A 21,809-nucleotide genomic window follows, 5' to 3' on the forward strand; every position below is an offset into this window, starting at 1 on the left:
TAGTAAAAAGAGGATATCTCAAAAGCTTTTCTAAGCTGCTTGAGGCATCCTCTTTACTTAAAGTCAACTAAAATGAAACATTGGTCATCGTTCTTATGATAAGTGTGTTCTTTGTGATGAAGGGATTTTAAAATACGATCTTTTAATTCAGCTAACGAATCTTTTTGGTTTTCCTTTAATATCGATTGTAAATGGTTAAATCCAAGAGGGTCTGTGACGCCATCAGTATAAAGAAGTAACCGGCCGCCTTTTGTATAGGTAAACGTATTTGTTTTAAACTTAATGCCTTCAATTAATCCAACTGGAGGTGTCATAGAGAAAAGTTCATGCTGTATGCCATTAGGATCTTGCCAAAAGGCAGGGGGATGGCCTGAATTAATATATTCAATCTCTTGTTTATTCGTATCGATTAAAAAATAAATAGCGGTACAGTAGTGCCTCGCCTCATCGTTATTTTGAAACAAATCGTGTAGATGATGATCTAGTTCTTTCATGACAATTTCTGGTGAAAAACCAATTGAAATTAATCGTTGAAACAAGGAATGTAATGACATTGATACCAATGCTGAAGAAATCCCATGTCCCATCACATCCAAAATGATAATTCCATATCGATGTGAATCAATCTGATAAAACCCGTACATATCGCCTGATAGATCACTTGAGGCTTTATAAAAAGATTCAACCTCAAGATGTTCATTTTGAATCGGAGCCGTTAACGATGTCTCTTGGATTTTTCTAGCAAGTTCTAACTCTTTTTCTGTATCTATCTTGTATTTTTGATTTTGTTGATTGAGATCTAATAACTCTTCTTGTTTCTTTTGTAGCGTTTGTAGGACTATTTCCAACTCTGCATTGGCTTTATTTTTAGCGGCTAATGCTTCTTCGGCCTCTTTTTTTGTTTTAAGCAGTTCGTTTTCAAATTCGTTTCTTTTATGCATTGGCATCAGTACACACTCGTTAAGCGGTACCCCTTCATGGTCACTTCTACGTGCATTAAGGAGGACAGGGATTTCCTCATCCATTTTTGAGAGGAGAGAAATGTACATTTCCTCTACTTGTTTTTCTACCTTTACAAGAGGGAAAAAGTAAAGTTGATAAAACATTTGAGCAGGAACTGAAAGAATGCAGTTGATGTTTTGTCCAAGCAGTTGATCAAGCCGATATCCCAATAACTTAAGTAACGTTTGGTTTATTGACACGATTATGCCTTCATCTGATAGTGTTAAAAAGCCACACGGTGCTTCATTCAATTGCTCATCCATTCCATCACCCCATTTTATTCTATCTACTGAATTGATTTAAATAGTCATCTATACATTGAACAGTCTCATCAGGATGACTCATATGTGGGCAATGCCCTGTTACTTCTATCGATTTCAAGGTGCTGTTATGGATATGTTGATGAACATATTGACCTACTGCTGGTGGAGCAATAAAATCATCTGAACATTGTAAAATGAGCGAAGGAACACTGACTTTTTTTAAGTCCTCACGGTTGTCTGCAAAAAAAGTAGCCTTAGCAAATTGACGAGCAATGATTGGATCGGTTGAACAAAAACGATTCACTAGATCTTGAGTAAGCTCAGGTTGGTCTAAGTTGCCGATAACAGTAGGTGCAAACATATGGGCCCAACCAATATAATTTTTTTCCATCATGTCGATTAATCCTAATAAATCTTTTCTCTCAAAGCCTCCTGTGTAAAGAGGAGGATCGTTGAGATAACAAGGAGAAGGACCTACCATAATCAGATGCGAAAAGAGCTCTGGTTGCTGAATGGAGGCGAGCATGCCAATCATACTACCAACGGAATGTCCTACAAATACCGCATCTTTTACATGTAACGCTTGACATACATCTAGTACATCTTGAGCATAACCTTCTAGAGTACTATACTTGAGTGGATCATAGGCAAGTATGTCTGAATTCCCAGAACCAACATAGTCAAATAAAATAATCCGGTAATCATCTTCGAATGCCTTTGCTACTAAATTCCAAACATTTTGATCACAGCCAAATCCAGGAGCAAATATCATCGATTGAGTCCCATTACCTGTAACCTGAACATGATTGCGAGTTAAAATATGATCCATATATAGAACTCCTTGTCTGGTAATTAAAACCATTCAATTTTATTAATGTTTATGTATTTCATTGTATTTCGCATGATCCTAACATAGGAAACTTGTTCCATATGGGTGTTACCAAAAGATCTATTGGTTAAATTGTAATATAATAAGGCTTGGATATATAGAGGGAAATAGTATGATTATCTAAATGAATTGTAGATATAATGTTCATGCTTGAGGGCAAGAGATGGTCAAACCTTGTTTAACTCAGTTAAATTTGCGACAATAATAAAACAATCTGTTAAGGATAGAATCACATTTTAAAGGTTGAAAGAAGGGTAATCCAATGAATTTAGAATCGATCTATGGGTTAACATCTGAACAGTTAACTACGTGGTTGTTAGAACGTGGACATAAAAAAGGACGGGCTGCTCAAGTTTGGGATTGGTTATATAGAAAGAGAGTAACTGATTTTTCTGAAATGAAAGATGTCAATAAGGATTGTCTTCAATTATTACAAGAGCATTTCTCTATACAAACGTTAACTGAGCATACGAAGCAAGAATCAGCGGACGGAACAGTTAAATTTTTATTTAATTTAAAGGATGGAAGTTTGATTGAAACGGTACTAATGCGCCATAAATATGGATTATCGGTTTGTGTGACGACACAGGTTGGCTGTAATATCGGTTGTAGCTTTTGTGCTAGTGGTTTGCTAAAGAAGGATCGGGACTTATCAAGCGGAGAAATTGTCGAGCAAATTATGAAGGTTCAACTCCACCTTGATCAAGTCGGTCAGGGCGAAAAAGTGAGCCATATTGTCATAATGGGAATCGGCGAGCCATTTGATAACTTCAAAAACATGGTTGATTTCTTAGAAATCGTTAAGGATCAAAAAGGTCTTGAGATTGGTCCAAGGCATATTACCGTATCAACGAGTGGTCTTGCTGAAAAGATTTATGAGTTTGCCGACTTGAAATTACAAGTCAACTTAGCGATTTCCCTGCACGCACCAAATGATGAGTTACGCACTCGAATTATGAAAATAAATCGGGCCATCCCATTGAGTAAATTAATGCCAGCGATTGATTATTATATCGAAAAATCTAATCGCAGAATCACTTTGGAATACATTCTCTTAAAGGATGTAAACGATCAGAAAGAGCATGCGCAAGAGCTTGCTGAGCTCATTGGTGGAAGACGTGCATATGTGAACTTAATCCCATATAATCCAGTAGATGAGCACAGTCAGTATCAACGAAGTGACGAACAATCTGTACTTGCTTTCTATGATGTTTTAAAGAAAAATGGGATTAACTGTGGGATTCGAATTGAGCATGGTACGGACATCGATGCAGCTTGTGGACAATTAAGAAGTAAACAAATTAAACAAGCAAAATAGTAAGAAGAAAAGCGTTCCAGTCGTTGGAACGCTTTTTTCCACATGTGGATAAACAGAAAAAGATTATTCAATTTTTACGGTAATATGATCAATCGCATTATAACCATAGCCTTTTCTGTTCCAAAAGGCCTGATCGGGTTGGGTTCGGTGACAGGAATCTGTTGCTCTTGTCATAATCGTGTATTCTCCTTTTTCTAACACCGACCATTTATATACCCAAGAGGTCCATTCGTAATGATCTTTATTTAATAACTCTATATTTGACCATGTTTCGCCGTTATCTGTACTTATTTCAACTTTTGAAATAGTCTCTTTTCCCGTCCAGGCAATTCCTTTAATCAGGTGGGTTCCTGTAGTTAGAATTTGCCTATCTAATGGTTTTTGAATAGTTGAATTCACATGCATCATTGTAACCGGATAGGCGTCTTCATCGTTATCCACATGTGGATAAAATACATAATCAACTGATTGAAATGGTCCCTTAAACTTTCCGTTGATCAAACGAATTTGTTTAATCCATTTTACTGAAGCCATTCCATACCATTGTGGAACAATTAATCGTAAAGGAAAACCGTGCTTGAAAGGGATCGGTTGATAATTATATTCATAAGCAATAAGGGTATCGGGATGAAGGGCTTTTTCTAATGGTAAACTTCTTGAGTAGGAATAAATATGATCCAAGTCTGTTTTTTTTCCTGAATCATAACCTTCGAAAATCACCTCTGTAACACCTTCAAGGATTCCTGCTGTTTGCAATAGGTCTTTTAAAGGAACTCCAGTCCAGTATCCTTGACTGATAGCTCCTTTACCCCATTGCTCACCAAATACTTTAGGGGTGAATAAACTGCGTTTGTTTCCGGCACATTCTAAAACTACTTTCTGTGTTTTTGAGGGGAAATTGACAATGTCTTGTAATGAGAATACTTTTGGTGTTGTAACCAATCCATTAATAGGTAACCAATAATTTGAGTAAGTTAGGGTTGGATAAGAAAAATGATTCCTTTTATAAAGTAACTTCTGACCAATAAGATCGCTGTTCATAAATGAAATAGGGGTCTCCTTGTTATCAGGATTGAGACTTTGTGTTGTTAGGGTCGGTTTTACAAAACGATCAGGTGAATTTGACATGGTTTCCTCCTTAAAAGGAAATATTTACTAATCATATTTATGCGGTTTGATATCAAATTCATGTTTATTTTTATTAAGGGCCATGAAAACTACTTGTATCCTCAGTTACGAGTAGCTTTCGTGGCCCTATTTAGTTCAGAAAAAGCATTATTTCTTGTTTTTAAACAACTCAAATCGCACCTATAACTCTCCAACGGTTATCTGTAATGTTATGTATAGTTATTACTACATGCTTCTATTCATATGAGTAACATTTTTCTAAAACTGCTAAAGAGAAACGTGCAAATAGGTAGAGGAGAGGAAAAGCTTGAATCAACTAATATCATATTATTAGAGAGATTTTCTTATTAAAGATTTAGAGGGAGTAGGGGAGGGGAGAGTGTTTTTTGTCGATAAAATAGAGAATAAGTCATTGTTTACAAAAATGTAAACAAGAAAACAAATTGTATACATCGTGTATGCAATATAGTTTACATGTATGCAAAAACGTATACATGTTGATATGGCAGCTTGTTTACTGTTTTGTATCGTTGTATACAAAAATGTATACATGTAATCGAATTTGCATACAACTTAAGTATGATTGACGAATCTACAACTCTACTATAATCTACTAGTATGTGGGAAAAACTTGGTTTGACCCCAATAATTAGATTGGAAGGTGTGTTTGTATGAGTAAAAGTAGGATTGCTGCAATTGATGTTGGTAATGATTCGATTAAAGCGTTATTTGGAAAAGCGGATTTTGAAATAAATATCCCGAATGTCATTGCAAGAGATACAGAAGATCGTCCAGTTATTGGAATTGAAGAATTAAACGATAAAGATCCTCTAGAGGGAATACATATTAGAGTCCACTCCCCTGCTTTAAAAGAAAATAATGTTATCTATCGTATCGGTAATTTAGCAGCGAAAAGTGATAATGCTACAGAGCTAGATCCAGGTAGCAGTAAATCTGAGGAAGACCAAACGCTTGTTATGTTATTTGCTACGTTAGCATTGGATGCAGTGAGAGAAGAAAATAAGGAAGCTTTTAAAAAGACAAACAATGTTATTGATGCTAATTACACACTTGGAACAGGGCTCCCATTACGTGAAGTAAAAGAAGGTAAAGATGTTGGCTACCGGTCTCGTCTATTAAGTTCGGTTCACCAAGTTGAATTTTTAGTTACTCCTAAATACCAAGGAGTAAAGGTCAATATTAAATTTGATCAGTTGAAGGTATACCCTGAAGGATTTGCTGCATACATTAATTTAGTGATGGATAATAATTTAAACATTATTAATAGAGATTTAGTTGATAAGAGAATTATTATTCAAGATATCGGTGGTCTATCAACGGATATTGCCGTTATTAAAAATCGTAATGTTGATGATGACAAAGCACAAGGTTTCAACCTAGGTGTATCTGAATCATTAGAAGCAATCAGAGAGGAAATTAGAACGAAGCACGGTGTTGAATTAGATAGCCGTAGAGATGTAGTAGAAATCTTAACGAAGAAACAAGATCGTAATCATATTATGGTTAAAGGTAGTCGGACAAGCGTTCACGATATTACGGATCGTATTCTTGTAGAGCTTGCGAAAAAACAATACCGTCATTTACGTAACGTTTGGCAAAAGAATTCCCAAACGGAAATTGCTTATTTCGTTGGTGGTGGTGCAATGGTTTTAAAAGATTACCTAACAACATTAAATAACAATTTAGATGGATATAATATTGGGTTTTTTGAAGATGAGAAAGAAAGCATTTGGATGATGGCGAATGCTTATTATAAGTTAATTGCAGCGTTTGACCGTAAAAATCATAAAGATCCTGAGAAAAAGGCTGTAAAAAACTAGTAGGGTGATTTCATGACAAAAAAGGGGACGACTGGGATTCAGAGGGGGCAGGCGATTACATTCCGTCTCCCTTCTGATACACCTGATCACATTATAAAACAATTACAAAAGTTAAAAGAGACAGAGAGACGAAACTTTTCTAGCAAAATCGCTGAATTTACGATTGAAGGAGTTAGTAATACCCTGGCGCGAGAGAAAGAAACGGTTACGATCCCACTTCCAAGACAGTTAAGCAAGGAACAGCGTAGCTGGCTTAAGCATTCTCATTCTGAAGCGTTATTAGGAAGTGTTATCTATAACCTATTAGCTGATCCTGTTCGGGCCACGTCTGTTCTAGCCGCTCTTAACAGCAATTCGATTAATATCGATGAGGCTCTGTACTTACAGGAACAAAAGGAAATTTCTTTCGATGCTGAGGTGAGTTCTGAACGCATTCAAGAGATTATTGAACCGGATTTAGAGGATGTTGAACAAGTGGTAACGACCGATCAAGATGATTTAGAGGATGATTTGATGAATTTTGATTGGAGTAAAGCCAAAGATGAAATCGCATCTTCAACTGAACCAAAAGAAGGGGAAATAGAAGAAGAGGATGCAGAAGATGTACTCGGTGATTTCTTAGCGCAGATGAATAGGTAAAAACAAGGACAGACTCAGTGGTCGCGAAAAAGCGAGTGAGTCTGTTTTTTTGTTTCTATATATCAAAGTGATGTGACATTCGGATCTGAATTTCGAAAAGTGGAAGTATTGGTATGTTAAAACAAGGGTGTTTAGCCAATATACGAGGAGTGATTGTAGAATGAAAATTCAGTTCGTAGAGAATTTTTGTGGGGGTTAATAAAACGTTGGCAATAAGTCGGAGCAATTACCTTCACCGCTTCAAAAATGTAGAAGCATAAGGGCTATACTTAGGTCGACCAAGATGATGAAGGCAATAGAAGTTGGGGTAGCACTGGTAATGAAGCAGGTTGAATATTTGTTAAAATTTAGTAAAGTGAGTGACGGAGTTTCAAACTAATCCAATTAGGTTGAAAGTAATAGAAATTATTTATTGTTAGAACCGCTGTGAACTCTTACAAAATGTTGCTTCGTCTTCAGAAGAGCAATTAGCATGTGTCAAGTTGACTAGACTTAAGCAAGATGGCTCAAGACTTATATTCAACGTTTTATGCTGTTGAAAAAGAGTAGGCTTTGATCAACCGGAGTCTTTTTAAAAGCAAGGGCTAGGTAAAGCCCTTGCTAACTTAGTCTTGATTAGGTAGCTTTTGCAAAGCTTGTTTCTGTTGTTCAAGCTCGCTCCGTACTAATTGAACCGCATCTTGATTATCAAAGTTAGATGCTTGTTTAAGCGCATGCTCTGCTTTTTCAATCGAATGATATGCTTGATCAATTAGTTGCTGATTAGGATGACTCAATGCTTGGCTAACTGCATTTTGAACGTGCTCAACCGATTGTTGAGCTTGGAAAATTTCATTTTGGGTTTGTACGCTGGAAATATTATTTTTCATGTAGTCCATCTCCTTTCACAGTTATAATGTGCTTTAAGTCGACTTTTTATCTATAACATCAGGCATCTTTTTTCAATGAAAAGATAAATGGATAAGATAATAAGAAGCATTAAAAGAGAAAGGAGGGGAAATCTAAATAATTATAAACGACCAATTTCTAAAACCACTGTTAGGTCTATCAGAAGTTTACTTTAAGCTAAAGAAGAGGAGGAGGAGGGAAGAGGTTGTTTGCTTTTTGTTGGTCTCCCCTTCTTTTTCTGTCTCTTAACGAACTCAGAGGTTACTTTTTTTGTAAGGGGGTTGTACGTTAAGCATTTAAGTGAAATTAGCCAAGTTAAGCACGTCCCTTCTGAAAATTTAAACTGACAACTATTAAATTGGAGTTCGGTGACAATTTAATACGGCCACTTCTAAAATAAGGTTGCTTTTTCTTTAGATGCAGTGAATATCTCAGGTTTAATGGGGTCACCAAAATGCAAATGTAAGGCGAGGAAGTAGCTTAATTTAAACCTTTTTTGTATAATGAGGTCTGGATAGTAAATTTATATAAGAGGATGGAATCATGAGGAAAAACATTGAAAATATAACAATTGTTGCTTGGATTACCTCTTTGGTTGCTACTTTGGGTTCTTTATATTTTTCAGAAATAAGACTTTTTGAACCTTGTACGCTATGCTGGTATCAAAGAATTCTTATGTATCCATTGATTATTATTTTAGCGGTAGGGATTATTAAAAAAGATGCTAGTGTTGCTCTTTATTCAGCGGTCTTATCTTTTATCGGCTTTAGTCTATCAGCCTATCATTATGCGATTCAAAAGGTTTCCTTTTTGGCGGAATCAGCCCCTAGTTGTGGGCGCATACCATGTTCAGGACAATATTTAAATTGGTTTGGTTTTGTGACGATTCCATTTCTAGCTTTAACAGCTTTTGTTATAATTCTTATTTGTAGTTTAATTGTTTTGCGTAAAGCGAAAGGAGAAAAATCTGCATGAAGAAAGTTATTATTTTTGGGGGCATGGTCATTCTAATATTTGTTGCCTTAGCTGTTGTATCAAACTTGCAGCAAACACAGAAAGCGGAAGGTAATGCATTTGGAAAAGAAACCTTGCACCCAGCTACAATTGAGTTGAAGGATAATCCTAATTATCAAAACATCATCTTACCAGAAGAGTTGGAAAATGAGTTAAGTAAAGAAGAAGCAGTAACGGTTTACTTTTATAGCTCGACTTGTCAGTTCTGTAAAGAAACAACCCCACGGTTAGTTCCTATAGCAAATGAAAAAGGGGTGGACCTTGTTCAATATAATCTATTGGAATTTGAAGATGGATGGGAGAAATATGACTTAACAGCAACTCCAACCGTTATTCATTTTGAAGACGGATTAGAAAAGGGCCGTCTAGTAGGTGCTGCAACAAATGAGGAGTTTGAGCAATTTTTTGAAGAATTGGTATTAAAATAATTTGTGCTTTTAACTTCCTCGTTTTAGATTTAAAATAAGCACCCAAACATTATGGTTTGGGTGCTTATTTTGTATGACTAGAAAATTTTTGAATGATTAATTTAGAGTAGCATAACTCTTTGAAACATATCCTTCCTCCATTTTATACATATCAGCTGTTATACCAACTAACTCGCTTGTACTTCCTTGGTAAAACACACCAACTTTTGAGGAGGTATTAAAATCTGAAGATGAATGGATCCATACATTGCCTGTCGCAATAATGGTTTTGTTACTATCATCACTAGTAGTCTTATTTATTACATATCACTAATAGAAAAAGAGTAAACATGAAGTAATTGATTAATCGTGTACTTTATTTTATAAAAGGAGTGGGGGAAGATTGGTTTTTTACGGATTGCCAAAAGACTGTTTGGAATCGCCATTCCAGGGAGGAAGCATAATAGGGAAATGCATTGAGTCTAGGTTGACCCAATGCATAGTTAAAAGAGCTTATGACTGTAATGTTAATTATTAGTAGCTACTTGCTTGTCTTACTGCTTAAGGTTTGGATTTAACGTTCTATTCACAGCCATATCATTTTCTCGATCCATTAAGTGATTCATGCCGCGAACAAGGGTATCATCTTCCAAAAGGCTCCAAATATGGTAACCTAGATCTTCTCTTTTTAAAAGAATTTCCTCTAACACTTGAACGGTTCCAAAGTCATTCAAGCTATGAGCTCTTTTGATTGTTTTTCTCATCATACCTTGTATTTTGATTTCGTGCTCAAGATCATTACGAAGAAAATCTCGCATCGTATAACGACCTTCAACTTCATGTTTGATATAAGAAATCTCATGCTGCGTAACAGGGTGTGCAGTCGGTACAACACCAAGACGCGCAACTCTTTCTCCAACACTGTCAATGTGGTCTTGGGTCACGTCAATATGCTCATCAAGGATATGGTGTAAACTTCCAAATGATTCCGCACCTTCTGTTAACCAATGATGTTTCGTATATTGATGCAAGGCTACATTTAGAGCGCATAAATGTTCATCTAACATTAACCCCATTTCCAAGCGAGTCTCATACGGTAAACTGATACCCGATCCTTCTTTACGAGCTGTTCTAGGTTCTTGTCTTAGAACCATATCGGTTGGGTGGTCTGTTTTGTGACCAGGCATAGCCATATCGAAGCCAGATTTGTTAAGCTTAAATTCATCATGAGAAAAACCTTGATTATCATGTGTTTCCATCGTATTAGCCTCTTTTCTTTTATTAAGATTCATTACTAGTATGTGGTTTTTATTGAATTATATGTATATTGGTGAGCCTGGAGATTTATATAGAAGAGAAATGGTGAGTGGGGTCAACAAAAAAACGAATGCCTCATATCATTGAGACACCCATCTTTTTATCGGTTATTTATCTTTTTCAATCTCTTTAAGTTCAGATAACCTTTCTACTAATCTATTAAATAGTTGCTTGTCATTTTGATCCAACGCTGCATCAATTTCTTCCCTAACTTTTTTTATTTCTTGCTCAATAAGTGACTTTTCAATAAGACTATTAACCTCTTTTGAGTATTCTTGAAATTGTTTGTGACGCACAAAATAATTGGTGGAAGGTTCAACTAACTGAAGATAGCGCTGGTTATTTTGTCTCCCATAAAAATGTAAGACGATATTTAATTTATCGGCTGGGTTGCTCATTAAATCTCCAAGTGCTTTTGATACATCTCCTGTTTTGTTCTTTCCATTGTAATAAACAAATCCTGGTTGATCTGATTGCATACTTGATATAATAATTGATTTTTCATTTGTTTTAATGGAACTAGTGAAAGTTAAGTTCTCAAGAATAGGATGTTGTTTAAGTAAATACTCAATCAGAATTCGTGCATCTTTATGCTTGAGTTGATGTTGGTTTAAAAACCATTTTAAAAAATTGCTCTTTTCAGTTGTAGAAACCCAATTTTTCATTTAAATCACCCTAAATTTTCTTTCCTCTAGCATAACATGACTAGATCATTTAGCAATTAAGAACGTATTAAAATAAAGATAACATTGCTGAGCTAAATTGAATAAAGTATCGAAAAGGTTCATGGAGAGGGGAAACGCAAAATGATGATAAGGAGAGCAACAAATCAAGAGTTACATTTGATCCAAAGCTATGGACCTATTGTCCAACAGGAAGCGACGTTAGGTTATTTGAGTGGGAATCAGCAAGGAATAAATGATGATATGACTTTATTTTACCAAGGTGAGTATCATGTCTTAATCGAAAATGGGGTGGTATGTGGATGGATTTTAATAGGTGAAACGAATTTGCCATACGAACAAGAAGTCATTGGTATGATACTGGAAATTTACGTAATCCCCAGATGGAGAAAGCATGGGTGTGGAGAGTTACTTATGAGGTATGCGCTGGATTTTTATAAAAGAAAGAACTTCAAAAGAGTTCAGCTCAATGTTTTTGCAGGCAATCAAGCAAAGAAATTATATGATAAATTAGGGTTTTATGAAGTCTCCACTTTGATGGAAAAAAATATTTAATGTTTCATGTGAAACAAAAAAGAGCGAGGATCAAGGGCACTCTTTTAAGAATAAAATAATTTAAATCATCAACCACGCAAAAGCTGGTTACACTGTTTTCTTATGGTATTATTGAATTTTGAACGGACTCGAAGCAATAAGCCTAGTCGCTACATCTTTAAAAGTCTTACTATGAGGGGGTTTCCCATAGTAAGACGAGTAGCGAACGGAGCCATTGCAAGTCTTATAGAGTACCTTTTTGAACACGCTCTTCAAGTACTGCATCAAACTCATTCGTTGACCCTTGTTCTTTAACTAATACACGAATTGTATTGTTACCGCTTTCAGTAGGGGTGACCCGTTCAAACGTGTTATAAGGAGAGTAATCTTGTAAGGTAACCCAATTTGAGTTTTGTAATAGTTCAAATTTAAACTGAAGTTCGGTACCTCCAGTTGCTATAGCGCTAATCGTTAACGGAAGATTTTCTTCATGTTCGCGTATCGTAGGCGTTAATTCTTGCAGTGTGACTGGTTTGTTAATGTAATAGTTTATTTCCTTAACATCATCGTATTTTTCTTTAGATAGTTTATGCTTAACTTCCACTTTAATTTTAAAGGGACCTTCATGTTGGGGATCCCAGTTATAGGTTGTTGTATGAGAATAATCTTGTACGGTTTTCCAATCAGTTCCATCATGGATATAAAATTTATAAAGGTGATTTTTGTTAACCGTATTTGCCGAGACAATTATATGTGCTTTTGCAAACTGTGGGCTTACTTTGTCCGTTTGGACTGAATCCAGTGTCGCCTTTTTGTAAACAACATAGTTCATTTCTTTTTCTTGATCAAAAGATTTCTTTGAAAATTTATGTTTGACTTGTACTTTCAGTTTATAAGAACCCTCCTTTAAAGGTTTCCAATTTACCTTTGAAGTAGAAGAGAAATCGTTAATCGTCGTCCACTTAGAACCATCATGTACGAGAAACTTAAACACGTTATTTGAATCTTTGTTTGATTTAGCTGTTAAGTTAATAGTTGAGTTGTCTGGACTCGGGCTTACTTTGTCTGAGCTAAAGGAGGTTACTTCAGCTGAATCATAAACTAGGTAGTTGATGGTTTTTTCTGAATCGAAATTATTTTTGGAATCTTTATGCTTCGTTTGTACTTTTAATTTATAGGATCCCGCTGTTGAAGGTTTCCAATTCGCTATAGGCGTAGAGGAAAATGGTTGTATTGTCGTCCATGTTTCGCCATTGTACACTAAAAATTTAAATAGATTATCTGGGTTGCTGTTACTATTAGCTGAAATTACAATACTAGTGTTTGTAGGCTGTGGACTCACTTCATCCGCTTTGACGGAATTTAGGCTTGCTGGAGTAAAGATGTTATAGCTGATGACCTTTTCGTCATCAAACGTTTGATTTGATTTCTTACTTTTCACTTGTACTTTTACTTTGTAAGAACCTGCTTTGGTTGGTTCCCAGTTTAGTGATTTACTAGATGAGAAGTCTTGCAGTGTCGTCCATTTCGAACCATCATACAGAGAATATTTAAATAATGGGTCTTGGCCACTTGAAGTCATTGCTGTGAAGGCTACAGATGTGTTCGTAGGTTGTGGGCTTTTAGTAGAAACGGTTACATGACTTAGTTTACTTTCGACATTGTAACCATGCGTTGCAGCAATGGCGTCAAAGGATTGTTTCGTATTTGTTATGACAACAGGGGTATTCACCTCAACTTGTTCAAATAACAAGCGAATTTCATCATTAAACATGCGAATACAGCCGGCGCTTGCGTAGGTCCCGATTGATTTTGAATTGTTATTTCCATGAATCGCGTAGGTGGTGCCATTTGTACCTCGCGCATTTATACCAATCCAGCGATCGCCAAGGGGATTTCTTCGGTCTCCGCCAGCGATATTTGCTTTATAATAAGGGCGGTTTTTTAATTTGTTTACTACTTTAAATATGCCTTCTGGTGTAAAGTTACTTTGCCTACCAGTGGCGACTTTATATGTATCGACATGCTTTCCATTAGTATAATAGGCTAATTGATTTGTCGCTTTGTTAATGATAATCAATTGATTAGTAGAATTAGCAAAAGTCGGTTGACTAAAAAGGAAAAAAGAAAATAGGAAAACAATAAATATAGTTACTTTTTTCATCATAAACCTCCAAAGTATAAAGTCTCTAGTAGAATTATAAAGCTAATAGAGATGTGGAATTTGTTGAAAGCTGAAGTCGAATTTTAGATTGTTTCGACTTTTCCTAATTTGGAGTCATTTGTTAAACAGAATTTAGCTGAGTTTCGTTTCAAATTTCTTGAAATTTGACGATAAGAATGGAAATGGAACGGAGGCAAGTTGCTAAGGAAAGGTTAGCAAGGTTACATTTGAGAATGAGGAAAGTTTGTTATATGATGTTTCTTAAAGCTTAAGAAAATATAAAGGTAAAGAGAGAGATGAATACATGTATCCAAAAGAATTAGGCTATAAAATGCCAGCAGAATGGACAACCCATCAACGTACGTTTATATCTTGGCCTGTTCAAGATTCGATGGTGTACCCTGATGATTATAAAAATATTTGGGATGGCTATGTCGAACTTGTTCAAGCCATTGCTGAATTTGAACCCGTTACTGTCATTAGCAATCCAAATGATATAGATGAATTAAAAAAGATTTTTGCAGGTGAGCGTATTGATTTTCTACCTATTGAACATAATGACGCGTGGCTTCGTGATAATGGTCCGACGTTCATTCGCAATCAGGATGGCGAAATGGCAGCGATTAATTGGATCTTTAATGCATGGGGAAAAAAGTATAGTCCTTGGGATTTAGACAATGACGTTGCACCGAAAATCCTCGAGCACTTTGATATCAAAAAGTTTGATGCCCAAATCGTCATGGAAGGTGGTTCATTCCATGTCGATGGAGAAGGAACGTTACTCACGACGGAGGAATGTCTTCTCAATCCAAATCGAAATCCTGATCTGACAAAGGAGCTTGTTGAACAATATTTAAAGGACTATTTAAATGTTGAAACCATTATTTGGTTAAAAAATGGTTTAAGTGGAGATGAGACAGATGGCCATGTCGATAATGTCGCTTGCTTTGCTGCACCGGGAAAAGTCATTATGCAAGTTTGTCATGATCCTAGTGATGATAATTACCAGATTACACAGGAAAACTTGGCAATTCTACGTAATGCTACAGATGCAAAAGGGCGAAAACTTGAAATCATTGAAATTGAACAACCTCCAGAAGTTCATTTTGAGGAAAGTCGTTTAACCGTTAGCTACTTAAATTTCTACTTTGTAAATGGTGGTATTATTCTTCCGATATTTGGTGGGACGGCTAAGGAGAACGATCAAAAGGCAATCGATGTGTTACAAGCAACATTTCCTGATCGGAAAATACGCACAATAGATGGCATGGCGATTATTAAAGAGGGCGGCAATGTTCATTGTACGACTCAGCAAATGATAGCGGCAGATTAATAATAGAAGAGGTGATTGATTTGAGAAAAGTAAAAGTGGCTGCAACGCAAATGGGTGATCAAGGTTGTGTGGAAGATAATATTAAAAAAGCAGAGGAACTTGTCCGCGATGCAGCGAGTAAAGGCGCACAAATTATTCAAATTCAAGAGCTATTCGAGACTCCTTATTTTTGTCAAAAGGAGAAATCTGACTATTATTCATACGCGACAGAAGTAGACAAAAACAAAGCAGTTAACCACTTTAAAAATATTGCTAAGGAACTTGAGGTTGTGCTACCGATTAGCTTTTATGAGAAGAAAAATAACGCTAGATATAATTCATTAGCCGTCATTGATGCGGATGGCGAAGTACTAGGTGTTTATCGGAAAAGTCACATTCCTGATGGACCCGGTTATGAGGAAAAATTCTACTTTAATCCAGGCGATACAGGATTTAAAGTATGGGATACACGTTACGGCAAGATCGGTATCGGGGTTTGTTGGGATCAGTGGTATCCAGAAGCAGCTCGCTGCATGGTATTAATGGGAGCTGAGATTCTCTTTTATCCAACGGCGATTGGTTCAGAGCCACACGATTCTTCGATTGATTCAAAAGACCACTGGCAAACATGTATGTTAGGACATGCTGCGTCGAATCTAGTGCCGGTCGTTGCGTCCAATCGTATCGGTGTTGAAGAGGATGAGGATTCTAAGATTACATTTTATGGTTCATCGTTTATTGCAGGTCCTCAAGGAAATAAAATTGAGGAAGCTGGACGTACTGAAGAAACGGTTTTAGTAGCTGAATTTGATCTAGATGCCCTTGACCATCAACGAATTGAGTGGGGGATTTTCAGAGATCGTAGACCGGATCTGTATAAGATTATTACTTCTTACGATGGCGAATTAACTGTGTAGCATAGAGCTATAGCGGTATAAAACAAAGATCAAACCGCATAAGGTTTGGGTTTTTAGCACACTAATTAACACTTGTCGTTTATATCCGGACATAGGTTCCACTATTTTGTGAGAAAGAGCTGTATTTTCGATTCGTTTGGAGGAAGATCATTTTCCTTTGATTCTCGACAAATAACGGATCTGATGTCCTTTACAGTGAAACTTAACTACTATTAGTGATCAATCTAAATTATTTGTGGTGTTCAGCTGTACGAATTATCTTAATCTTTCCTCAAAAAAGCCAGAGCTTAGATGCTCTGGCTTAACACAATTATTCTACTACTAAATCTTCAATTGAATCGATGTCCATATAAGTTGGAACGACTAAACCAAGTGCAGTTCCGTGAAGGTTTGAGCCTAGATCCTCAAAGTCACCTTCATATTGAGCATAGTAATCGGCATGTGTCGTTGGTAACCAAGCGCCAACTGCTGCATCAAGTGGAGACTGGGAATCTCGCTTAACATAAACACCATTCATAAATGCTTAAGTGAGATCGATAAAATGGTTGAAAATGAACAAACTTCTATAGAAACAAAAGAAGCAGCGAAAGTGGATAAAGAAAAATTAAAGTATGCATTAGAATATGATGATTGGCTGAATCGATTTGTCGATTGCATTGAATCTAAGGAAATTTTTAATTTTATTCCGAAGCAAAAAGATAAACTTTGATTAATATGATTTTTAATAAGGCCGGTATTAACCTTTTTCACTAGTCTCTAAAGCATCTAAGCAAAATTCGGGCGACTGCCACTGTTTGCTTTTGTAGTGTCCTTGACTAATCAAACTTTGTGTTTTTTGAATCAATTGAATGATGGAGGCCATAAAATGGATTTTAAACCGTTAGATCCTTCTTACTTTAATCAACCAACCCTAGATCTTGCCGAGTCTTTAATAGGAAAGGTACTTGTTAAACAAACAAAAGAGGGGCTAACTGCTGGTTGGATAGTCGAAACAGAAGCTTATAAGGGTCCCGAAGACCGAGCGGCTCATAGTTTTGGCAATAGAAGGACAAAGAGAACAGAAGTGATGTATGGACCGGCAGGCTATATTTATACATATGTGATGCATACACACTGCTTAGTTAATATTGTTAGCGGAGAAGTCGACAAGCCAGAAGCCGTCTTGATTCGAGCAGTTGAGCCTTTTTTTGGCTTAGACCTTATGTATGAACGTAGGGGGGGAGACAAAAAAAAAAGTCGACCTTACTAATGGACCAGGGAAATTAACGAAAGCTTTTGCGATAACAAAGGAAGACTATGGCTTACCGGGCTTCCAACCGCCTCTATTTATTGCTCAAGGACGAATCATTAAAAAAATAGAAACAGGAACTCGGATTGGGATTGAAAACAGTGGAGAAGCAAGAAATTATTTATGGCGTTTTTGGGAGAAAAACAACCCTTTTATATCTAGAAAATGATCAAGTTGGTTTCTTACTTAAAGAGATCAACTATTTTCCTGTTCAATTCATCCATTATTAAGAACGAAAAGGGTTTACTGTTCGTTAAATAGAATGTATAATGTTCTTTAATGAGAACAAAAAAGGTGTTGAATAGGAGGGTTAAATGCCAAAAACATTGATTTCTGAACAACCTTTACTAGGTAAAATAGCTATCTATCAAGTAGAGGGAAGAATAGTAGATTCAAAGCTTTCATCTATTATTATCATAGAAATTACAACAAGATCTTTATCATTTATTAGTCAATTGAAATTTCCCTTAGCTCAATCTGTTATTTATCAGTTACGAACAACTATTGCTGGAAATGATATTGAATTATACGGAACAATTATTCAATCTATGAGTAGAATGGGCAGTAATGCGCACCACTATCAATTTGAATTTATTATGAATAGCAGTCGATTCATCCCTTTGTTAGATGATGATGAGGTCCCAAGATTATTAAACAAAAAAGTAAGTATCTTACCAATGAGGAGTTATAAAGATGAACGGAGGTAATATCAGAAAAATTAGAGAAAAAAAAGGGATGACACTTAATGAGCTAGCTGCTCAATCTGGTGTATCAAAGTCATATATTAGTTATATTGAAAGAGGTATGCAGAAAAATCCAAGTATCTCAGTATTAGAGAAAATTTCAACGGCGCTAGGTATAAAATTTATTGAACTAATTGAAACGTTAAATGAACCCGTTAAAAAGTAAAAGAAAGGGTGCCTGTTTTAAATTCGTCAAAGCTAGCTCAAAAATAATGCTAACAGAACGAATTTATACTTAGTCACCCTTTGCCTTAAATTATGATTGTTTATTTTTCCATTTATTAAATTCTAAATACTCTCGAAATTGATCTTTGCTAATACCAGAGTCCATTGCTTCTCTGACTAATTCAATCCACGAAGAATCCAATTCATTTCCATAATTATGATCTTCATTCAAAAGATCTTCAACGGAAATGCCGAGTACCGATGAGATTTTTTCTAGAAATTGAATAGAGGGGTTTGACTGGATGTTTCGTTCAATCGAACTTAAATAAGATTTAGCAACCCCAGCTTTCTCGGCTAGTTCAGATAAAGAAAAGCCTTTTTCAAGTCTATATTTCTTAACACGTTCACCGATCATATGAATGTTCCTCTCTGCCATATTATACTTAAATTATAGCAGTGTCTGTATCGTAATGTAAATAGAACTACTTTAAGAGCCGTAAATCCCTGTCTAGTTTGATCAGGACTTTACGATTTTTGATGTTAATATAACAACGTATTCATTCTTATCTCCTTAAATAGTCTAATTCCATAAAAGTCTTTATTGAACGAATAGTTCTTAAGTTTTGGGGGGGAGGAAAAAGGAGAGGACTATCATCTCACTCGCTTTTTTTTTGCATCTTTTGTGAAAGAGATTACTGAAGAGTGATTTTGTAAATAGTCCTTAATTTCTTCATCGGTTAAGCCTAACCTTTTTGCAGTAAGAATGAGTTCAATCCAACCAGAATCAAGTACCTTCGATTTTTGATTCATTAAAATGCCTCCTCCCAACAAATTACCACTATTGTTCTTTTTAAAGAACGTAATGTAAGTATAGTACGAAAAGTGCAGAAAATAAAGTGAATACAAAAAAAATGTTCTTTATTTAGAACTGAGTATTTAGGGATGATAGATTTCTTTATATTTAAACAATAGTAAAGTAGAAGAGGCTAGTGGAAAAGGTCGGACTTGACCTTTTCCACTAACCTCTTCTTGAAGATAATAAGTTTTTATAAGAAAAGACGGCTAATGCTGTTTTTCTTATAAAAATCTAATCAAAACCCTTTTGTAACAGGTCCTTCCTTTAAGAACTTAGCATCAAAAATAAACGGGCCAAATGGCACGACTGAAGCGACGCAAGCAAGAAAAGCCTTCATATAAGACCAATTCGCATTCAGCTTCATATAAAAAACTACGCCTATATATAGAACAAATAGCGCTCCGTGAGCTCCCCCCACAATTGTAACCATCAAAGGCATATCTAACATATATTTGAAAGGCATCGCGATTCCAAGAAGAAGCAGGAAAGATATTCCCTCTAAATAGCCAATCAGACGAAATGCTTTAAGTGATGTACTCATACCACAATTCAACTCCAATCCAATTCAATTGATCTGACTTTAACTCTTCCTTTCTATTATAGCAAGTCCAACGAAGTACATGTATTAACATTTGATGAACCCTTGCAAATTGGAATAGGCTTTATAGTTTGGATAGATAGGGAGGCTTCGCTTCGTATCTTTTTTACGAATCCAAAGACAAAGAAATTAATTGTGGAGAACAGCCTCTTACTTTTCCTTCATAAAAATAAGGGGAGAAACAAGCTTCGAAAAATAGTATTGAACCAAGCCAAATTAAGTTGGAGTTAACAGAACATTCCTTAGTTAATGATGAAGATGAGATGAGTCATTAAGAAACTAACTTCACTACGGAAAGCAGGTTTTGAAATAGCGTTAGATAATCTTACGATGTAAGTATTTGCTTGTACTTCCTGTTGATAAGATCAAGATCGCTAAAGCTTTTATTCAAAATCTTTCTCGTGACTCTAAAACAAACGATTGAAAAATGGAAAAGTGTTAGCCAAAACTGATCTTACGCTGGATGAAAGCTGATAGGGGGGTTTTTGCTTTTGCTAAAAAGGAATAGTAAGTTATGATAAGCAAAGACTATTTCAAACTTAGTTAGAGTGTATAGGCAGAGTTAGTAACAAAAGGAGCTTATCCACTCTTTTTCAGGTACATACTATTAGATAAAAATTAAAGTGATTGGAGATTATATGAGACCAAATATAACGTTATCGATCAAAAAACAAGCTGCAGAGAAAATAAAAAAAGGCTTTCCATTAATTGAAGCATCATCACTACGCTTAGGACTCCCGCAGATAGAGGAAGGCTCGATTGTTCAATTGCATGATGAATCTGGAGTTTTTATTGGAAAGGGCTATTATGGCAAACAAAACAAGGGAATTGGTTGGGTTTTAACGAAAAACGAAACGGAAAAGATTGATAGTGATTTTTTTGTGAATCGTATTAAGAGCGCATTAGTACAAAGAAAAGACTTGTTTCAGGACTCAGCAACAACAGCTTTCCGCCTTTTTAATGGGGAAGGAGATGGAATAGGTGGTTTAACGATAGACTATTATGATGAGTTCTATGTCTTTACTTGGTACAGTGAAGGAATTTACGAGTTTCGAAGTGATCTATACGAAGCATTTCAAAAGGTAAGTTCGTTTAAGGGGATTTATGAGAAAAAGCGCTTTGCCAGTAAAGGTGAATATGTAGAGGATGATGATTTTGTCATGGGTGAACGTGGAAAGTTTCCGTTGCTTATTAAAGAAAATCATATCGAGTTTGCTGTTTATTTGAACGATGGCCCGATGGTCGGTGTATTTCTAGATCAAAGAGAGGTAAGAAACCGGATTAAAGAAACGTATGCAAAAGGAAAAACAGTCCTTAATACGTTCTCTTATACCGGTGCTTTTTCGGTGGCTGCTGCCTTAGGGGGAGCTGTCAAAACAACGAGTGTAGACTTGGCGAAAAGGAGTTTACCTAAAACAATTGAGCAGTTTAGTGTTAATAAGATTGACTATGAAGCACAAGACATCGTTGTCATGGATGTATTTAATTATTTTAAGTATGCAAAAAAGAAAGAAAGGGTGTTTGATTTAGTAATATTAGATCCCCCGAGTTTTGCTAGATCGAAAAAACACACGTTTAGTGCAGCAAAAGATTATACAGGGTTGCTACAAGAAGCTATAGCAATAACGGAAAAGGATGGTGTCATTGTTGCATCGACAAATTGTAGTACATTTAATATGGCTAAATTTCATAAGTTTATCAAAGAGGCTTTTCAGAACGAACGGTTAAACTATGAAATAGTTGAACAATTTACATTGCCTCAAGATTTTAAAACAACGAAAGCTTTCTCAGAAGGAAACTATTTAAAAGTAGTTTTCATCAGGGTGAAAGGTCGGTAACCTGT

Annotated in this window: 23 protein-coding genes and 1 pseudogene; 13 read left to right on the plus strand and 11 right to left on the minus strand. The window is 35.8% G+C overall.

The features are described 5' to 3' along the window. Positions 1-53: 53 nt before the first annotated feature. The gene (locus LDX58_RS11270) at positions 54-1,265 is read right to left on the minus strand and encodes a SpoIIE family protein phosphatase (protein WP_227936940.1); all 1,212 of its coding nucleotides are present in this window, start codon (positions 1,263-1,265) and stop codon (positions 54-56) included. A gap of 19 nt (positions 1,266-1,284) precedes the next feature. Further along, a complete protein-coding gene (gene rsbQ, locus LDX58_RS11275) occupies positions 1,285-2,094 on the minus strand; it encodes a sigma factor SigB/phosphatase RsbP regulator RsbQ (protein WP_227936941.1) in 810 nt (269 codons plus the stop codon). Between the two features lie 322 nt (positions 2,095-2,416). Here rsbQ and rlmN point away from each other — a divergent pair, with 322 nt between their 5' ends. Beyond that, complete coding sequence (gene rlmN / locus LDX58_RS11280; protein WP_227936942.1) at positions 2,417-3,472, plus strand: dual-specificity RNA methyltransferase RlmN; 1,056 nt, start codon at positions 2,417-2,419, stop codon at positions 3,470-3,472. A 63-nt stretch (positions 3,473-3,535) separates the two neighbouring features. On the opposite strand, the gene LDX58_RS11285 is transcribed toward rlmN, so the two are convergent. After that, positions 3,536-4,600: a sulfite oxidase gene (locus LDX58_RS11285; protein WP_227936943.1), complete on the minus strand. Its 1,065-nt coding sequence runs from the start codon at positions 4,598-4,600 to the stop codon at positions 3,536-3,538. A 671-nt stretch (positions 4,601-5,271) separates the two neighbouring features. Between LDX58_RS11285 and LDX58_RS11290 the strand changes: the two genes are divergently transcribed. Together LDX58_RS11290 and LDX58_RS11295 are read left to right on the plus strand one after the other, a co-directional pair. Then, positions 5,272-6,441 (plus strand): ParM/StbA family protein, encoded by a 1,170-nt coding sequence (locus LDX58_RS11290; RefSeq protein WP_227936944.1) that lies wholly within the window; start codon positions 5,272-5,274, stop codon positions 6,439-6,441. Between the two features lie 12 nt (positions 6,442-6,453). Then, on the plus strand, positions 6,454-7,080 hold the full coding sequence (locus LDX58_RS11295; RefSeq protein ID WP_227936945.1) for a hypothetical protein: 627 nt from the start codon (positions 6,454-6,456) through the stop codon (positions 7,078-7,080). Positions 7,081-7,685: 605 nt separating this feature from the next. Here the strand turns inward: LDX58_RS11295 and LDX58_RS11300 are convergent. Then, positions 7,686-7,949: a hypothetical protein gene (locus LDX58_RS11300; RefSeq protein ID WP_227936946.1), complete on the minus strand. Its 264-nt coding sequence runs from the start codon at positions 7,947-7,949 to the stop codon at positions 7,686-7,688. Between the two features lie 562 nt (positions 7,950-8,511). On the opposite strand from LDX58_RS11300, the gene LDX58_RS11305 reads away from it, so the two are divergent. Together LDX58_RS11305 and LDX58_RS11310 are read left to right on the plus strand one after the other, a co-directional pair. Beyond that, entirely contained in the window at positions 8,512-8,943 is a 432-nt protein-coding gene (locus tag LDX58_RS11305; protein ID WP_227936947.1) for a disulfide oxidoreductase, read from the plus strand. Next, positions 8,940-9,410, plus strand: coding sequence for a thioredoxin family protein (locus LDX58_RS11310; RefSeq protein ID WP_227936948.1), 471 nt, complete (start codon positions 8,940-8,942; stop codon positions 9,408-9,410). Before LDX58_RS11305 ends, LDX58_RS11310 begins: the two co-directional genes overlap by 4 nt. 533 nt (positions 9,411-9,943) lie before the next feature. Here the strand turns inward: LDX58_RS11310 and LDX58_RS11315 are convergent. Beyond that, positions 9,944-10,648 (minus strand): Dps family protein, encoded by a 705-nt coding sequence (locus tag LDX58_RS11315; protein ID WP_227936949.1) that lies wholly within the window; start codon positions 10,646-10,648, stop codon positions 9,944-9,946. A gap of 165 nt (positions 10,649-10,813) precedes the next feature. Next, positions 10,814-11,371, minus strand: coding sequence for a YpiB family protein (locus LDX58_RS11320; protein ID WP_227936950.1), 558 nt, complete (start codon positions 11,369-11,371; stop codon positions 10,814-10,816). Positions 11,372-11,512: 141 nt separating this feature from the next. Here LDX58_RS11320 and LDX58_RS11325 point away from each other — a divergent pair, with 141 nt between their 5' ends. Further along, positions 11,513-11,944 (plus strand): GNAT family N-acetyltransferase, encoded by a 432-nt coding sequence (locus LDX58_RS11325; protein WP_227936951.1) that lies wholly within the window; start codon positions 11,513-11,515, stop codon positions 11,942-11,944. 223 nt (positions 11,945-12,167) lie between these two features. Here the strand turns inward: LDX58_RS11325 and LDX58_RS11330 are convergent, their stop codons facing one another. Beyond that, positions 12,168-14,087 carry a triple tyrosine motif-containing protein gene (locus tag LDX58_RS11330; RefSeq protein WP_227936952.1) on the minus strand — a complete coding sequence of 640 codons (1,920 nt, stop codon included), beginning with the start codon at positions 14,085-14,087 and terminating at the stop codon, positions 12,168-12,170. 304 nt (positions 14,088-14,391) lie between these two features. Between LDX58_RS11330 and LDX58_RS11335 the strand changes: the two genes are divergently transcribed. Next, on the plus strand, positions 14,392-15,420 hold the full coding sequence (locus LDX58_RS11335) for an agmatine deiminase family protein (RefSeq protein ID WP_227936953.1): 1,029 nt from the start codon (positions 14,392-14,394) through the stop codon (positions 15,418-15,420). Between the two features lie 20 nt (positions 15,421-15,440). Next, entirely contained in the window at positions 15,441-16,316 is an 876-nt protein-coding gene (gene aguB / locus LDX58_RS11340) for an N-carbamoylputrescine amidase (protein ID WP_227936954.1), read from the plus strand. Positions 16,317-16,626: 310 nt separating this feature from the next. On the opposite strand, the gene LDX58_RS11345 is transcribed toward aguB, so the two are convergent. After that, positions 16,627-16,833 carry a glycine betaine ABC transporter substrate-binding protein gene (locus LDX58_RS11345; protein ID WP_372459162.1) on the minus strand — a complete coding sequence of 69 codons (207 nt, stop codon included), beginning with the start codon at positions 16,831-16,833 and terminating at the stop codon, positions 16,627-16,629. Between LDX58_RS11345 and LDX58_RS11350 the strand changes: the two genes are divergently transcribed. The 4 genes and pseudogenes from LDX58_RS11350 (at position 16,828) to LDX58_RS11365 (ending at position 18,513) form a co-directional block, all read left to right on the plus strand. Then, positions 16,828-17,025, plus strand: coding sequence for a hypothetical protein (locus LDX58_RS11350; protein WP_504752853.1), 198 nt, complete (start codon positions 16,828-16,830; stop codon positions 17,023-17,025). The genes LDX58_RS11345 and LDX58_RS11350 overlap by 6 nt on opposite strands. A gap of 156 nt (positions 17,026-17,181) precedes the next feature. Continuing rightward, positions 17,182-17,773 (plus strand): annotated as a pseudogene (locus LDX58_RS11355) (DNA-3-methyladenine glycosylase). 145 nt (positions 17,774-17,918) lie between these two features. Continuing rightward, positions 17,919-18,311, plus strand: coding sequence for a hypothetical protein (locus LDX58_RS11360; RefSeq protein WP_227936956.1), 393 nt, complete (start codon positions 17,919-17,921; stop codon positions 18,309-18,311). Then, positions 18,298-18,513 carry a helix-turn-helix domain-containing protein gene (locus tag LDX58_RS11365; RefSeq protein ID WP_227936957.1) on the plus strand — a complete coding sequence of 72 codons (216 nt, stop codon included), beginning with the start codon at positions 18,298-18,300 and terminating at the stop codon, positions 18,511-18,513. Before LDX58_RS11360 ends, LDX58_RS11365 begins: the two co-directional genes overlap by 14 nt. Before the next feature lie 90 nt (positions 18,514-18,603). Here the strand turns inward: LDX58_RS11365 and LDX58_RS11370 are convergent, their stop codons facing one another. From LDX58_RS11370 to LDX58_RS11380, 3 genes are all read right to left on the minus strand, one after another. Next, positions 18,604-18,927 (minus strand): helix-turn-helix domain-containing protein, encoded by a 324-nt coding sequence (locus LDX58_RS11370; protein WP_227936958.1) that lies wholly within the window; start codon positions 18,925-18,927, stop codon positions 18,604-18,606. Positions 18,928-19,163: 236 nt separating this feature from the next. Then, positions 19,164-19,322 carry an anti-repressor SinI family protein gene (locus LDX58_RS11375; protein WP_227936959.1) on the minus strand — a complete coding sequence of 53 codons (159 nt, stop codon included), beginning with the start codon at positions 19,320-19,322 and terminating at the stop codon, positions 19,164-19,166. Between the two features lie 281 nt (positions 19,323-19,603). Beyond that, entirely contained in the window at positions 19,604-19,909 is a 306-nt protein-coding gene (locus LDX58_RS11380) for a DUF3817 domain-containing protein (protein WP_227936960.1), read from the minus strand. A 695-nt stretch (positions 19,910-20,604) separates the two neighbouring features. On the opposite strand from LDX58_RS11380, the gene LDX58_RS11385 reads away from it, so the two are divergent. Continuing rightward, on the plus strand, positions 20,605-21,804 hold the full coding sequence (locus LDX58_RS11385; protein WP_227936961.1) for a class I SAM-dependent rRNA methyltransferase: 1,200 nt from the start codon (positions 20,605-20,607) through the stop codon (positions 21,802-21,804). Positions 21,805-21,809 lie beyond the last annotated feature (5 nt).

This window comes from Alkalihalobacillus deserti (genome assembly GCF_020734105.1).
Taxonomy (GTDB): domain Bacteria; phylum Bacillota; class Bacilli; order Bacillales; family Bacillaceae_D; genus Halalkalibacter; species Halalkalibacter deserti.